At 67.7% G+C, this 14,537-nt stretch carries 11 protein-coding genes and 6 pseudogenes; 9 read left to right on the forward strand and 8 right to left on the reverse strand.

Annotated features, from left to right (window positions below; genetic code table 11):
* Positions 1-14: 14 nt before the first annotated feature.
* The 4 genes from ABZ192_RS24175 to ABZ192_RS24190 all read right to left on the reverse strand — a co-directional run bounded on the left by ABZ192_RS24175 (position 15) and on the right by ABZ192_RS24190 (position 4,740).
* Positions 15-443 carry a hypothetical protein gene (locus ABZ192_RS24175; RefSeq protein ID WP_356926526.1) on the reverse strand — a complete coding sequence of 143 codons (429 nt, stop codon included), beginning with the start codon at positions 441-443 and terminating at the stop codon, positions 15-17.
* 43 nt (positions 444-486) lie between these two features.
* Positions 487-2,058: a hypothetical protein gene (locus tag ABZ192_RS24180; RefSeq protein WP_356926527.1), complete on the reverse strand. Its 1,572-nt coding sequence runs from the start codon at positions 2,056-2,058 to the stop codon at positions 487-489.
* Positions 2,055-3,578, reverse strand: a complete 1,524-nt coding sequence (locus ABZ192_RS24185) for a pyridoxal-dependent decarboxylase (protein ID WP_356926528.1) — start codon at positions 3,576-3,578, stop codon at positions 2,055-2,057. The genes ABZ192_RS24180 and ABZ192_RS24185 overlap by 4 nt, the downstream gene beginning before the upstream one ends.
* Positions 3,579-3,996: 418 nt before the next feature.
* Positions 3,997-4,740 (reverse strand): MBL fold metallo-hydrolase, encoded by a 744-nt coding sequence (locus ABZ192_RS24190; protein WP_356926529.1) that lies wholly within the window; start codon positions 4,738-4,740, stop codon positions 3,997-3,999.
* 490 nt (positions 4,741-5,230) lie between these two features.
* Here ABZ192_RS24190 and ABZ192_RS24195 point away from each other — a divergent pair.
* Together ABZ192_RS24195 and ABZ192_RS24200 are read left to right on the forward strand one after the other, a co-directional pair.
* Positions 5,231-5,530, forward strand: a pseudogene (locus ABZ192_RS24195) (transposase); the annotation flags it as partial.
* Positions 5,531-5,774: 244 nt separating this feature from the next.
* Positions 5,775-6,008: pseudogene (locus ABZ192_RS24200) on the forward strand (transposase); the annotation flags it as partial.
* Between the two features lie 102 nt (positions 6,009-6,110).
* Here ABZ192_RS24200 and ABZ192_RS24205 read toward each other — a convergent pair.
* Positions 6,111-6,757, reverse strand: a pseudogene (locus ABZ192_RS24205) (IS701 family transposase); the annotation flags it as partial.
* Between the two features lie 201 nt (positions 6,758-6,958).
* Here ABZ192_RS24205 and ABZ192_RS24210 point away from each other — a divergent pair.
* A pseudogene (locus tag ABZ192_RS24210) lies at positions 6,959-7,145 on the forward strand (IS5/IS1182 family transposase); the annotation flags it as partial.
* Positions 7,146-7,313: 168 nt separating this feature from the next.
* On the opposite strand, the pseudogene ABZ192_RS24215 reads toward ABZ192_RS24210, so the two are convergent.
* Positions 7,314-7,754 (reverse strand): annotated as a pseudogene (locus ABZ192_RS24215) (MerR family DNA-binding protein); the annotation flags it as partial.
* Here ABZ192_RS24215 and ABZ192_RS24220 point away from each other — a divergent pair.
* Positions 7,665-8,009 (forward strand): hypothetical protein, encoded by a 345-nt coding sequence (locus ABZ192_RS24220; RefSeq protein WP_356926530.1) that lies wholly within the window; start codon positions 7,665-7,667, stop codon positions 8,007-8,009. The pseudogene ABZ192_RS24215 and the gene ABZ192_RS24220 overlap by 90 nt on opposite strands.
* Positions 8,010-8,023: 14 nt before the next feature.
* Here ABZ192_RS24220 and ABZ192_RS24225 read toward each other — a convergent pair whose 3' ends face one another.
* Positions 8,024-8,434, reverse strand: a complete 411-nt coding sequence (locus ABZ192_RS24225; protein WP_356926531.1) for a MerR family transcriptional regulator — start codon at positions 8,432-8,434, stop codon at positions 8,024-8,026.
* Positions 8,435-8,842: 408 nt separating this feature from the next.
* Here ABZ192_RS24225 and ABZ192_RS24230 point away from each other — a divergent pair, with 408 nt between their 5' ends.
* Positions 8,843-10,354, forward strand: coding sequence for a SulP family inorganic anion transporter (locus ABZ192_RS24230; protein WP_356926532.1), 1,512 nt, complete (start codon positions 8,843-8,845; stop codon positions 10,352-10,354).
* 87 nt (positions 10,355-10,441) lie between these two features.
* Here the strand turns inward: ABZ192_RS24230 and ABZ192_RS24235 are convergent.
* A pseudogene (locus ABZ192_RS24235) lies at positions 10,442-10,588 on the reverse strand (transcriptional regulator); the annotation flags it as partial.
* Between the two features lie 588 nt (positions 10,589-11,176).
* On the opposite strand from ABZ192_RS24235, the gene ABZ192_RS24240 reads away from it, so the two are divergent.
* From ABZ192_RS24240 to kdpF, 4 genes are all read left to right on the forward strand, one after another.
* Positions 11,177-12,550, forward strand: coding sequence for a potassium transporter TrkG (locus ABZ192_RS24240; protein ID WP_356926533.1), 1,374 nt, complete (start codon positions 11,177-11,179; stop codon positions 12,548-12,550).
* Positions 12,543-13,265, forward strand: coding sequence for a TrkA family potassium uptake protein (locus ABZ192_RS24245; RefSeq protein ID WP_356926534.1), 723 nt, complete (start codon positions 12,543-12,545; stop codon positions 13,263-13,265). Before ABZ192_RS24240 ends, ABZ192_RS24245 begins: the two co-directional genes overlap by 8 nt.
* A 406-nt stretch (positions 13,266-13,671) precedes the next feature.
* A complete protein-coding gene (locus ABZ192_RS24250; RefSeq protein ID WP_356926535.1) occupies positions 13,672-13,842 on the forward strand; it encodes a hypothetical protein in 171 nt (56 codons plus the stop codon).
* A 603-nt stretch (positions 13,843-14,445) separates the two neighbouring features.
* Positions 14,446-14,535: a K(+)-transporting ATPase subunit F gene (gene kdpF, locus ABZ192_RS24255; protein ID WP_009326374.1), complete on the forward strand. Its 90-nt coding sequence runs from the start codon at positions 14,446-14,448 to the stop codon at positions 14,533-14,535.
* Positions 14,536-14,537: the final 2 nt, after the last annotated feature.

The following is a 14,537-nucleotide window of genomic DNA, read 5'->3' on the forward strand; positions in this document are numbered from 1 at the left end:
CGTCGAGTGGTCGGTCACGCGCACATCAATGCGGGCGAATCGATGAACAGGACACTGTTCTTTCCTTCGTACATCTGGAGTTCCAGGCGGTACTTGTAGGGCACGCCGATGCCCATGAAGGGCGGAACGATCCCGGCCCAGACGTCGAGATCGAGCTGTTCGCTTTCACCGGACCAGTCGGACGGCCGGGACTCGCCGTGTCCGTTTGATGAATCGAGGAAGGTGATGTTCTTGATTTCTACCGGTGTCTGGAGGTCGACGGCGAGGGCCTGCCACTGGACAATCTGGCCCGGCCGTACGACGGTGCACAGGTCCGGAGTTCCCTGGCCGGTGCTGTGAAAAGGACCGTCGTCCATGAGCGACAGATTGCCGTTGTGCAGAGTACGGTCGGAGAGCGCCCCGATACTGTCCACCAGGGCGATGATGTTCACCTGCGGTTTCATTTCTCACTCCTGTTCTGACAGGTGTTTCGCTGTTGCCCCGCGGTTATTGCCCACGGTCCCGGACCAGGGGCACCTTTCCGACCTCGGTGCGTTCGATCTCGGATGAGCCCTTGAAAACGAACTGGATACGGAAGTCGTATCCAGTCTTCTCGATGGACACCGGATTCGCCTCGCCGTCGTTGAACAGCGACAGGGCGTGGGGCAGCGCGTTCAGGAAGACGTGCCGTAGGCCATACGGACCGAGGGCGGAGTCCAGACGGAATGTCGCACCCTGCGGGTCGTCCACGGACACAAATAGCGTGAGGATCTTCGCTTCGCGGTGATTGACGAACTGGATCTCGTGCGCCACGGCGTCCAGATCCACGGCACCGGCCACCCGCAGGTCCTCACCCAGCGCGGTAAGGGCCCGTGAGGCCGAGTACTGGCTGTCGTTCAGGTGCAGTACGTCACCGGTGCGGCCCGCGAACTCGAACTGCTGCGCCTTCAGCCCCGGGCCGTCCCGCCGCGGTCTGCGAATCATCCGGTCACCCAGTTTGAGCCGCAGCAGTGGCGCCTCGTGGGCGTGCAGCCGCGTGACGACCAGCTCGCCCTCGGAGCCCTCGGCGACCCAGCGCCCCTGCTCGTCGACGATTTCCACCAGGTGCAGGCCGGGCACGGCGGACAGCTCGGCCGCGGCGGGGTCCAGCTGGAGCCCGATGGTCTCCGCCTGGGTGGCCGCGAAGTAGCTGAGGATCTCGACGTTCGGGTAGACGGCCCGAAGGTCGGCTCGTTTGCGTTCGGGCAGCACCCCACTGCCGTACAGGGCTAGGCGGAAACTCTCCCGCGCCGCCTGGTTCATGCCCGCGCCGAGATCGCTGAGGACGGCGATACCGGCGGTGATCCCCATCAGGGCCTTGGGCCCCGGGTAGGAGAACATGTGCTCCAGGACCGGCGCGGTGACGGGCCCTGCGCCGACGTAGTTGACGCCGGGCACGTTCTGCAGCACCCCGCCGACCATGGTCCCACTGCTCCACATCTGGTAGTCGGCCAGCGTGGTGTACAGCCACTTCGGCCCGGCACCGGTGAGCCGGGAGGCGAGTTGGTACGTGCCCATGAAATGACCGGCGACCTGGTACGTGTCCCACAGCTCCCGCAGCGAGTACACCGTCTCCAGCGGGCTGCCGCTGGAGGTGCCGCCGCTCGCCACGATCTCGAAACCACCGTGGTCGAGCGGTACGACCATGCCCTCTCGGCCGCCCATGAAGAAGTCGCGCTGCACGTTCTTGTCGGCGAGCGGAATCGCCTGCCATTCCTCGAAGCTCTGCGGCGCTCCCGTGACCCCGGCGCCGTGCAGCCTGCTGCGCCAGAGCGGATTGAGCTGGACGGTGTGGACCATCTGCTGAAGCCGGCGCAGGACCAGGGCGTCCTGCACCTCGTGCGGGAGTTCGCTGTACGGCGTTCCGAGGACGCGCGCGCACTCCCGCATTTTACTCGCGAAGGACGGGAGATTCGTCACGGCGGTGACGGATTCGGGCTTCCATTCCCAGTCCGGGATGAGCCAGTTGATCAATTCAGCGGGATTATCGGCGTTCCCGGGAGCCGTGTTGGTCTGCGGGACGGCAGTGGTGGTCATCATTCATGCCCTGTTCGTTGGTGCGGCGTCCGTTCGGTGCCGAGCAGTTCCTGCCCGGCACGGCGGATCTCGTCGAGCAGCATACGGAAATGCTTGGTCGTGATCTGGTGGTTCATCATGACGACGCGCAAGGCGGCGACATCGTCCACATCGACCTTGGAGACGAAGAAGGTGCCGCGCTGTTTGACGCGGTCGCGGATCGCCACCTGGAATCGGTGCACGTCTTTGTCTTCCAGTTCGGCCGGGTGATGCCGAAAACAGAGGATGTTGGCTTCGGGGACGTGGAGCGTACGGAAATCCGGCTCGCTCTCAAGAATGCGGTGGGCTTCCTTGGTCAGCCGACACAGATACTCAGTCTTCTGCGCGAAGAGGGACGGCCCGAACATGGCCCAGAGGGTCCAGAGCGTCATGATCATCGGACGCTTGGTGCACTCGAAGTTTTTGTCGCCGCTGTCGAGTTCGGTGTAGATGTCGGGTTTCTCGTCGAACACGTAGCTCGCCTTCTGGCGGAACGCGCCGAGGCTGTGCTGCCGGTCCCGGTAGAAGAGCATGGTGCACGGAGCGGGCACATACATCATTTTGTGCGCGTCCCAGGTCAGAGAGTCGGCCTGCTCGATTCCGCGCAGCCGGTCCCGGAGCCGGTCCGACACCAGCAGACTCGCGCCGTGCGCGCCGTCCACATGAAGCCACAGATTCCGCTCCCGGGCGAGAGCGGCGAGTTCGTCGAGCGGATCGAAGGCGCCTACGGCCGTGGTACCCGCCGAGGCCACCAGACAGAACACTTTGAGCCGACGCGCCCTGGCCTCGTCGAGAGCGGCACGGGCGCGCTCCACACAGATCTGACGCCGGGCGTTGAGTGGCAGCCGGACGATCTGCCCGGCGCCGATGCCCATCACTCCGGCCGCCCGTTCCACGCTGTAGTGCACGTCAGCGCCGACTGCGATCGCGGGTCGGCCTCCGGCACCCTGCGCCGCGGTTCCCTCCGCCCAGTACGAGGGGAAGTGCTGGTTGCGTGCCGCGAGCAGGGCGGTGAGGTTGGCCAGCGACCCGCCCGAGGTGGTCACCATGGCGAAGGTGCCCGGTTCCCAGCCGATGAACCGGTTCAGCTCCTCCGCCATGATCCGCTCCGCGACGTTGGGCAGCTGGCCGGCCTCGTAGAAGGAGGAAGGCTGGTTGACGACGGAGCTGACCAGGTCGACAACCGCGGCGAGGGGCACGACCCCGGAGAACTGACGTCCCATGTAACCCGGCGAGTGCACCGGGATACCGGTTCTGATGTACAGGTCGAGAATGGCGCCGAGCCGCTTTGCGTCGAACTTTGCGACGTGCCTGGACTCGGTGGTCATCAATGCGCGGGCGGCTCCCAGGAGCACGGCCGGGTCGGTGAGGTTCAACCCGCGCACGGAGTGGTCGGCCAGATGCTCTTCCAGCAGGGCCAGGGCGGTTTCTGAACTCTCGCGGAACAGTCGAGGGTCGAATGTAGCGACGAAGTCGCCGTCCGGGAACGGCGACGGACAGGCCACGTCCGTAGTGGCGGTAAGGACGGGCTCGGGGCACCGGGAATCCGTCAAGGAAGGTCTCCGGAATCAGAGGAAACGTTCGCTGTCCCGAATGATCGACAGCCGCTACAGGCTTGCCGCTCGAATATGCCTGTGTCCAGGAAGATCCGCCCAAACGGGATCCGAATCCCCCTCAGGCAGGAAGCAGAAGCATGGCCGGATCTTTCAGTGCGCCCGCGCGTGCCTCCGAGTCACCCATGTGAGCAGCCCTGTTGCATGGAAGTGGGCATCAGGGGCGGGAGCAGGGCTGTGCGCATGATGATCCGATCCACATATCACGGACGGCGGCTCCGCATATGCGAAAGGCTCTTGCATGTGCCAGCCTGACGAGAGTAAGAACCATCACGACTATTTCATTACGCAAACGCGGTCCAGCGCTCAATCAATCCAGCTGTACGCGATCAATGAGGCCCGCCGCCCTGAACGCCGCCACCAGCTCCTGACGGCCCTCCGTGAAGTGGGACCAGCCGCTGTAGTGGACAGGGACGATGTGGCGGGCGCCGAGGATGCGGGCGGCTTCCGCCGCCTGGGCGCTGTCGAGGGTGAGGAGCTGACGGCCGAGAAGAGGCGTGCGGACCGCCCCCGCGAAGAGGACGACCGTGTCGACCGGGGCGAAGCGGTCGGCGATCTCCCTGACCAAGTCCAGCTGGGCGTTGTCCCCGCTGACGTAGACGGTGGGCAGGCCCTCGCCGGTCAGCACGAACCCGACCACTTGGCCGACGATCGGCTCCAGCTCCTCCCTCTTGCCGGGGCCGTGCAGCGCCGGGACGCCCGTCACCGTGAGCTTGCCTCCGTCCGGGCGGTCCAGTTCCATCGACTCCCAGTCCCTCAGGCCCCGCGCGGCGCCGCCCAGGCGGAGCGCACCGCTCGGAGTCGTGAGCGTGAGGGGGACATACCCCAGCACCGCCCGACCGGAGCAGTCCAGGTTGTCGATGTGCTCGTCGTGTGAGAGCAGCACCACATCGATTCGGCCCAGGTCAGCAGGGGTGGCCGCGGCGGGGGCCGTCTTCGTCAGCCCCTGGTCGTAGGAGCCGGGGCAGTCGAATGTCGGATCGGTAAGGAAGCGCAGGCCGCCGTACTCGATCAGCGCGGTCGGACCACCGTACACAGAGACGGACGTGTTCATTCCTCGCTCCTCACCGTGGCTGTCCGGAGGGTGATCGGAGCGAATGTTCCACCGGTGAGGATCACTCACCCCACGCCTGCCCCTTTCGGGGGAGCATTCGCTCCCATCACTTCTCGGGCGCCGCCCACACGTCCCGCCGGCCCTGCGCCGCCTCATATCAGCGTTCGCATCGGTGGAAGGCTGTCGTCTCCTTGCGCGGGTCGCGAAGAACCCGCCCGCGTTGTCGGCGAGGGCATGGATGCGGGCAGCGAGCCGTACCCGGCCGCCTCTGTGGCCGACCAAAGATCCGGACCGCCAAAGCCACTCGATCTGCACCGGGGCGCCGCAGTGGGCGTGGCGGTGTGGAACTGACACCAGGCACCTGTCGATCAAGGCGGCGACCCGGTCGCCCTCACCCGCCGCTCGCGTCTCTTGCAGAACCGTGCGCGAAGCTTCGCATCTCCTAAGCCGTGTCTGATGATTGATCTTGTGTTTGGTCAGGGGGAAGTTGATGGATGCAGCAGTGGGAGCGGATAGCTCCGCTGTTGCCGGGTGTGGATGGTCGCGGGCGGCCCTGGCGGGACCTGGCCCGAGCGCTAATGGCCCGTGGCAGACGGTCTACGAACGCTTCGCCCGCTGGGAGCGGGACGGGTCCTGGGCGAGGCTGCTCGAGCACGTCCAGGTCCACGATGACGCGGTCGGCGCGGTGGAGTGGACGGTGTCGGTCGACTCCACCATCAACCGCGCACACACCAATCGCCGCCGGTGCCCGCAAAAGGGGGCATCGGCTGCGGACGAACTGGAAGATCCGCCACATCGGGCGCCTGGGGTGAGTGAGCGGTCGGTAGAACGCTGGCGTCGGCAGTGGCGGGAGGGCGGTCAGACCGGGGGCCGTTCGAAGGGTTCTCCGGGACGGCCGAGGCTGAGCCACGGGCAAGTGGCCGGGCTTGAGCGGGATTTGGAGTGCGGTCCGCTGGTTCACGGCTGGGCGGATCAGCGGTGGACGCTGGCCCGGGTAAGACGCTGATCGGTCGCCTGTTCCACGTTCCCTTCAATTGGGCTCGCCTGAGCCGTTGCTGCCGCAGCGTGAACGCAGGTTCCGGTATCCCGGCCGCAAGCTGGTGCCTGACCGGGATGTGCTGTGCGGGATCTTGTACGTGCTGCACACCGGGATTCAGGGGGAGTACCTGCCGCAGGATCTCGGTTTCGGCTCGGGCATGACGTGCTGGCGGCGGCTGCGGGACTGGAACGAGGCCGGCGTGTGGCAGAGACTGCATGAGGTCCTGCTCATCGTGCCCGCGATCGCCCGCCGCGGAACCCGGCACGGCGCAGGACTGGGAACCTACCGCTGGGTCGTGGAGGTGATCGATGCGCGGGCATCCCACGGTGAACTGGGACTTCGGCACAGCCACGACGTAGCCGACACCGGCGTTCTCCAGCATGCGGCGGAAGCGGCATTCCTGACCGTAGGCGGAGTCCGCGGTGACCCAGGCGATCGGTAATGGCGAGGCCAGTGCGCGCAGCACGATCGCCTTGGCCAGGGCGCCCTTGGTTGCGAACTCGCGTTCGTCGGGGATTTTCGCGGCGCGGCAGCGGTCGCGATCGGTGGTCCAGGACTTGGGCAGGTACAGCTCCCGGTCGACCAATGCGCGGCCGGCGGAGCTGGCGTAGGCGGCGAACACGCCTATCTGGCAGTTCTCGGTGCGGCCGGCGGTGCCGGAGTACTGGCGTTGAACACCGGCCGAGGTGGTGCCTTTCTTGATGAACCCGGTGTCGTCCACGATCAGTACCCCGTCGGGGCGGCCGATGCTCTTGGCGATGAAAGCCTGCAGGTCGTCGCGGATGTCGTCAGGGTTCCAGCGGGCGCGGGAGAGCAGGGGCTGCAGGCCGTCCGGGGTGGCGTGGCCTGCGTGCTCGGCCAGCTGCCAGCTGTTTTTCGGGCCACCGGCGCCAGCAGTTCGCGTACATAGGCTCGCATGCGGCGGCGGGGCTCGACTCGGCCGAAGCGGTGTCCGATGTCGGTGAAAAGGTCGTCCAGGTCGTGGTCCCAGGTCTCGGCTGCCTGTTCGGTTGCGATCACGACGGGAGGCTTCCCGGCCACGAGACACCGCTTGCCGTCGGGGACACTCCTTCGAGGGGTGCCCGGTCAGAAGCCGCCCCTGACCGGGCGGTGCCCGCTACACTCCCACCGCTCGACAACCGCGCAGGTCAAGACGCGAAGTACTGCTGGAGTACTAACCGGATCGTCGCCCGCACCGGCCCATTGCTCGCGGCTCAATCAGCGGCAGCGGTTCCGCAAGGTCACATTACTCATCGCGGACGGCACCCTGGTTCCTACCCGCGACTACAGCATCGCCGAGCAATCCAATAACTACTGGTACTCCACCAACCACCAGGTCGTCATCGACGCTGACACCCGTCTGGTCGAGGCTGGAGGAGGTGACGTCATTCCACTCGACTCCGCCTTCATGGGGACCGAGACGACCGAGGAGGAGCTGTGGGTCGGCCGGATCGGTCGCAGCGGCCCGCTCCGTAAGAGTCCGTAGGACCGCCTTCGTGGACTGGAGCTCGGCCAGGCGCCGGTCGATGTCCTCAAGGTGCCGGTCGACGAGCGCGGTGACGTGGGCGCAGGGGGACGCGTCGGCGTCGCGCAGAGCGAGCACGGAACGGATCTCGGCCAGGCTCAGCCCCGCGCCCTGGGCCTCGCGGATGAACGCCAGCCGGTTCACAGTCTGCTCTGGGAAGTCACGGTAGCCGCCCGCAGTACGCGGCGCGGCGGGCAGCAGCCCGGCCTGCTCGTAGAAGCGAGGGTCTTCGCCGTCACCCCGCTGACGGCGGCGAGGTCGCCGATGCGCATACCTCCAGGCTAGACCTTGACCTTCCAGTGCACTGGAAGATCTACCGTCCAGAACACAGACGAAAGAACCATGGGGAAGGGATCCGTCATGAAAGAGCCGGAGACGACGCCACGCATCACGGTGCTGACCGTGCCCGACTGCCCGAACGCCCCGCTCGTGCGCGAACGGATTGCTCAGGCGCTCGAAGGCCGGACGGCGCCGGTGGAATGGATTACGGTGAACGATTCGGACGCGGCCACCCTGCAGCGGATGACAGGTTCGCCCACCGTCCTCCTGGACGGCATCGATCCGTTCGCCCACGACGGCGCCGTACCGAGCCTGTCCTGCCGGCTCTACCGCCACGCCGACGGCACCACCGACGGCGCCCCGGCCGTCGCAGACCTTCGCAGCGCTCTGACCGGTGGCTGGCCCGAGACGACCGAGAAGGAGTGAGTCAGGCAGCCCCCTTACGAGACGGTGGTGCTCTGGTTCCGCTCCACCCGCTCGCGCAGCGTCCGCGCGAACTCCTCGGCCCGCGATAGCTGGACGCGCAGCTTGGCGATCTGCTCGGCAGCGCCCTGCTCGTATCCACGGACACGCTCCAGCAGGGCCTCGCGCTCATCCGGCGGCACCTGGTCACCGTCGAGGCGGTCGGTGGCGTTCAGCAGGTTCCGCATCTGATCCAGCGTGAAGCCGAGCGGCTTCATCCGGCGGATCACCATCAGCCGCTCGACGTCCCGTTCGGTGTAGAGGCGGAAGCCGCCTTGGGAACGGGCAGAGGGGACGACCAGCCCGGTCTCCTCGTAGTGCCGGATGGTGCGCAGGGACAGTTCCGTACGCGCGGCGACCTCGCCGATCTGCATGTGCTTGCCGTCCACGCCCGTGGTCCTTCGGCTCTACTCGTCGCTGACGGTCATGGCCCGGGTGGGCGCCGCCGATCTCTACTCTAACGTTAGGGTAGAGTTGCTGGTGGCGAGGGCGGCGTGCGGCTGCCCTGCTATTGCCGTGTCGGGGCCGATGGTGCCCCCGGCGAAGCTCCGATTCTTGCAGGAGAGACGCGTGCGCGAGCCCATGATGCCCGGCGCCGCCGCCTGCCCGCCGTGACGCTTCGCCCTTGGATCTGAGCCAGGCCGCACCGCGTGCAGGCCCGCGCTCGGATCCCCTTCCTTTCCGGCTCCGTCCGCGCGCGGTGCCGTCCGCGGGGCGCCGCCCGGCCCCTCCGCGTCCTCCCGCACGCCCCAGCCTGCCGAAGAGGGTGTGCCCGAGCACGACAGGTTCCTGTTCTCTTGTCCTCTCCTGCAACCACTGCGTCCCCGGCCGCTGTGCTGCGCGGCCTGAAGCCCGACTGGCTGCGTGATCCGAAGGTCTGGCGCACTGAGGTCCTGGCCGGCCTGGTGGTCGCCCTTGCGCTGATCCCCGAGGCGATCTCGTTCTCGATCATCGCCGGCGTCGACCCCGCGGTCGGCCTGTTCGCCTCCTTCACGATGGCCGTCGTTGTCTCGCTCGTCGGCGGACGCCGGGCGATGATCTCCGCCGCCACCGGAGCCATCGCCCTGGTCATCGCCCCGCTCAACCGTGAGCACGGCCTGGGCTACCTGATCGCCGCCGTCATCCTCGCCGGCGCCTTCCAGGTGAGCCTCGGAGCGCTGGGAGTGGCGAAGCTGATGCAGTTCATCCCCCGCTCGGTGATGGTCGGCTTCGTCAACTCCCTCGCCATCCTGATCTTCATGGCCCAGGTCCCCGAGATGACCGACGTGCCGTGGCCGGTCTACCCGCTGATCATCGGCGGCCTCGCGCTCATGGTGTTCTTCCCGAAGCTCACCCGCGTGATCCCCGCCCCGCTGGTCTCCATCGTCATCCTCACGGTGATCACCGTCGGTGCGGCCGTCGCCGTGCCGACCGTCGGCGACAAGGGCGCCCTGCCGTTCTCCTTGCCAGTGCCGGGTCTGCCGGACGTGCCCTTCACCCTGGAGACGCTGACCACGATTGCCCCGTACGCGTTCGCGATGGCGTTGGTCGGTCTGATGGAGTCGCTGATGACCGCGAAGCTGGTCGACGACATCACCGACACCTACTCGAACAAGACCCGCGAGTCCATCGGCCAGGGCATTGCCAACATCGTCACCGGCTTCTTCGGCGGCATGGGCGGCTGCGCCATGATCGGCCAGACGATGATCAACGTGAAGGTCTCCGGCGCCCGCACCCGCCTGTCCACCTTCCTGGCGGGCGCGTTCCTGATGCTGCTGTGCATTGTCTTCGGGCCGGTCGTCTCCGACATCCCCATGGCCGCTCTCGTCGCCGTCATGATCATGGTGTCGTTCGCAACCTTCGACTGGCACTCCATCGCCCCGAAGACACTTCGGCGGATGCCGGCCGGGGAGATCGCGGTCATGGTGATCACCGTCGTGGCCGTGGTCGCCACCCACAACCTGGCCACCGGCGTCGTCGTCGGCTCCATCACCGCCATGGTGATCTTCGCCAAGCGCGTCGCCCACCTCGCCGAGGTCACCGCCGTCATCGACCCCGACGGCCGCACGGTCGTCTACCGGGTCACCGGCGAGCTGTTCTTCGCCTCTTCCAACGACCTCGTTCGCCAGTTCGACTACGCCGGCGACCCATCGAGGGTCGTCATCGACCTGTCCGCCGCGCACATCTGGGACGCCTCCTCGGTCGCCGCCCTCGACGCCATCGAGACCAAGTACGCCCAGCGCGGCAAGAATGTCGAGATCACCGGCCTCAACGCACCGAGCGCCCACCTCCACGGCAAGCTCAGCGGGGAACTTGCCGCCAGCCAGTGACCGAAAACGGCCGACGGAGCGGTACCCACCTCACCGGTTGGGTACCGGCCCGTCGGCATTCTGTGCCGCGTCGCCGCATAGCGTGCCTAGGCGCACGGGATCGCCCAGCGCCTTGAACATCCGCGCGGCCCGTTCGGCGACCGGCCCCTTCTCCGCAGTCATCGGGCGCTCGGTCAACGGCGGGCAGCACGGCGCCACACCCTGGTCGTCGTCGGGCTCAAGCAGCGGCAGCACCTTCGTCGAATTTGCGGACGTGGGCGGCGAGCGCGGGATGACGTAGGCCGCGTCACGGGCCTCGCCGCGCAGTGTGTGGGAGGCGAAGGACCGCTGGAACTCAAGGCCGAGGTAGTCCAGGCCGGGGCGGGTGGTGGAGATCCCGCCGCTGTGCAGGGGCATGCCGTCCGGGCTGAGGGCGCCGAGGGGCGCGAGGTAGCCGAGGCTGGGCAGGTATCCGGTCGCGAGCAGCACCACGTCGGCGGTTTCCCGCGTGCCCGGCCCACAGGATGGTGTCGCCGTCGAGCGCGCCTTTCCACCACTACATCGGTGGCCAGCCGCTGGGGAACGGCTTCCAGTGGACCGACGCGGGCATCCTCGCCATGACGGCGGCCGTCCCCGTCGCCTTGGGAGCCCTGAGTTTCGGGCGTCCGCGACGTCAGCGTCTGACGTACGGCTCCCGGGTACGACCGTCCGGCCCCGCTTCGGCCGGACGGTCGCTGTGGGGCATGGCGGGGTAGGGTGACGGCCGTCCGGGTTTGACGGGCTCCGAACGAAGTCCGTACCAATCCTTGACGGAATCGACCGACGTACACGGGAAGGCGGCCGGTGGCAGGACGTACCGCGCAGGCGCGTCATTCGCTGTTCACCGCGCACCCGGCCCGCACGGTCGTGATGGCCTTCGCCGCCGTGACCGCGCTCGGGGCGGCGCTGCTCGCGCTGCCGGTCGCCGCCGAGGACGGAACGGCCACCGGGCTGGTGACCGCGCTGTTCACGTCCACCTCGGCCGTGTGCGTGACGGGTCTGGCGGTCGTGGACACCGGCACGTACTGGAGCGGCTTCGGCGAGGGAGTGATCCTCACGCTGATCCAGGTCGGCGGCTTCGGCATCATGACGATGGCCTCCCTACTCGCCCTGCTGGTCTCCGGGAAGCTGCGTCTGCGGCTGCAGCTCACCGCGCAGGCGGAGACCAAGAGCCTGGGCATCGGAGACGTCCGCCGGGTGCTGCTCGGCGTGGCCGGCACCACCCTGGCCGTGGAACTCGCGGTCGGAGCCGTCCTCGCCCTGCGGTTCCGCTTCGGCTACGACCACTCCGTCGGCGACGCCGCCTACCTCGGCTACTTCCACGCCGTGTCGGCGTTCAACAACGCCGGCTTCGGGCTGCACGCCGACAGCCTCACCCGCTACGCCCAGGACCCGTGGGTCACCCTGCCCATCGCCGCGGCCGTGATCCTCGGCGGCATCGGCTTCCCCGTCCTGCTGGAGCTGCTGCGCCACCGGCACCGCCGCCGCACCACCGGCCGCCGCAACTGGACCCTGCACACGAAGCTGACTCTGATCACCACCACCTGCCTGCTCGCCGTCGGCACGTTGCTGACCTGCCTGCTGGAGTGGACCAACGCCCGCACCCTGGGCCCCCTCGACTGGCCCGAGAAGCTTCTGAACGGGTTCTTCCACTCCACGATGACCCGGACCGCGGGCTTCAACTCCCTCGACATCGGGGCGATGCACGCCTCCACGCTCCTGCTGAGCTGCATGCTCATGTTCGTGGGCGGCGGCAGCGCGGGCACCGCAGGCGGCATCAAGGTCACCACGTTCGCGGTGCTGGCCGTCGCGATCATCGCCGAGGTGCGAGGCGAGCCCAACTCCGCCGTGCTGGGCCGCAGGCTCGCCCCGCACGTGCTGCGCCAGGCGCTGACCGTGGCGCTGCTCGGCGTCGGACTGGTCATGACCGCCACACTCGCCCTGCTGAGCATGACCTCCCTGCCGTTCGCGGGGGTCCTCTTCGAGGTCGTCTCCGCCTTCGCCACCGTCGGCCTGTCCACCGGCATCACCGCCGACTTCCCCGACGCCGGGCAGCTGATCCTCGTCCTGCTGATGTTCATCGGGCGCCTCGGCCCGGTCACCCTGGTCTCGGCGCTGGCCCTGCGCGAGCGCGCCCGCCGCTACGAACTGCCCGAGGAGCGACCCGTCATTGGTTAACTACCTGCACTCCCTGCGCCAGCGCCGCCGCAAGCGCCTGGCCGCCCAGCACGCCCAGCACACAGGCGACCAGCGGGTCGCGGTCATCGGCCTGGGCCGCTTCGGCAGCTCGCTGGCCAACGAGCTGATGAGTCGTGGCTGGGACGTCCTGGGCATCGACACCGACGCCCGCCTGGTCCAGAAGTACAGCGACGGCCTGACCCACTCGGCGGTCGCCGACTGCACCGACCCCGAGGTGCTGCACCAGCTCGGGGTCCACGAGTTCACCAGCGCCGTCGTCGGTATCGGCACCGACATCGAGGCCAGCATCCTGGTCAGCTCCAACCTGCTGGAGGCCAAGGTGCCCAACATCTGGGCCAAGGCCATCAGCCGCCAGCACGGCCAGATCCTCGAACGCCTCGGCGTCCACCACGTCGTCCTGCCCGAGCACGAAATGGGCGAACGCGTCGCCCACCTCGTCACCGGCCGCATGCTCGACTTCATCGAGTTCGACGACGACTACGCCCTCGTCAAGACTGTCGCCCCGGACATCGCCACCGGCGTCCCGCTCGCCCAGAGCCAGGTCCGCAGCAAGTACGGCATCACGGTCGTCGGCATCAAACGCCCCGGCGAGGGCTTCACGTACGCCACCGCCGACACCATCGTCCAAAAGGGCGACGTCATCGTCGTCACCGGCAAGATCCACGCAGTGGAGACCTTCGCCGAACTCAGCTGAAGCCCGCGATGCGTCTTCCGGCCCGGGCAGACGGGAGTGGGGCTGCCGGACTGGTCCCCGCGACCCGGAGGCCGTGAAGACCCGGCGGGCCGTCTCATGGCTGACGTGTTCGGACAGAGCGCCCGGAGCAGCCGAACGGTACCTGAGTGATCCGCGGTGTTCTCGCCGTATGAAGTGCGTTAAGAAGTCCGGTCATAACGCCAGGGACAGCCCTGGTCACGGTGTTATGGAAGCAGTGGAGGTGTGCTCGGGAAAGGGATGGCTGCCAGGGCCTGGGTCTGCCGTGGGCGTGCTGATCACAGCCACTCATTGAGGACCGCGACCACACGGTCGCCGTGCAGTGGACCACGGGGTGCCATCGGGCGCCGCAGAGCCCGAGCTCGGATTCAGCCTACGAAGGGGCGGCGTGAACGGACCCGGCATCGATCAGGGCATGAAGCGCACGTTCTACGCTCTCCTGCTGGCCGCCGCAATGCTGTTCGCCACCGGAATCTTCACCGGGACGCTGTGGGTACTCGGGATCGCGGCGTGGGTCCTGATCGGCGCGTTCCTGATCGAAATGATCTACCGGCCCTGAGCCGTTGGCCGGCCGCCCGCCGGCGCGCCTTGAGCGGGGAGCAGCCGACGAGGTGCCGGAAGAGCCTTGCCTCTGCGCTGGGCCGCCAGTGCGGTGTGTCCACCACGCCTTCCAGAGCGCTGCGGCGGCCGACGCTCACCCCTGGCACGGCGCGCATGGCATCAGCAGTCTGACCCGCGCCCGATCAACCCCTTCACAGCGCACGTTGTCCCGTACCGGGCGCAGTCGGCCCGGCCGAGCAGTGCTGAATGCTGTCCGGGGCCCTCTCCCCGCCACTAGGCGATGGTCCAGCACGTCTTGCGCCCCGGGCCGCACCTACCCGCAAGGCCGGTGCCGTGGAGGTGGCCGTGTCCGCGCCCGACCGTAATCGCTTGAGTGGGGCACGCGGCGACGCGTATGAGATCCGTCAAGGCTGCCGGGGTGGCCGTATGAGAGCCGTTAAGGGGGATCGAATCCCGCCGGAGCTGCCGGTTTCCTGTTCTGGTCCGATCCACTCGCTTCGAATCTCATCCAGGAGTTCACGATGGCCGACGTGGCCTTCGTCGTCGCCACGGTCGCGGTGTTCGCGCTGGTGGCTCTCGTCGCCAAGGGGGTGACGAAGCTGTGACCGCCGAGAACGTCGTCGGACTGGTCGTGGCCGTCGCTCTGCTGGGATATCTCGTCCTCGCCCTGATCTTCCCGGAGAGGTTCTAAGC

Origin of the sequence: Streptomyces sp. NPDC006235 (assembly GCF_040613735.1) — a bacterium.
Lineage (GTDB): Bacteria > Actinomycetota > Actinomycetes > Streptomycetales > Streptomycetaceae > Streptomyces.

Coding starts and splice junctions, on each gene's coding strand:
- ABZ192_RS24175 (WP_356926526.1), bottom strand. CDS start 443: ATGAAACCGCAGGTGAACATCATCGCCCTGGTGGACAGTATCGGGGCG.
- ABZ192_RS24180 (WP_356926527.1), bottom strand. CDS start 2,058: ATGATGACCACCACTGCCGTCCCGCAGACCAACACGGCTCCCGGGAAC.
- ABZ192_RS24190 (WP_356926529.1), bottom strand. CDS start 4,740: ATGAACACGTCCGTCTCTGTGTACGGTGGTCCGACCGCGCTGATCGAG.
- ABZ192_RS24220 (WP_356926530.1), top strand. CDS start 7,665: ATGAAAGAGCCGGAGACGACGCCACGCATCACGGTGCTGACCGTGCCC.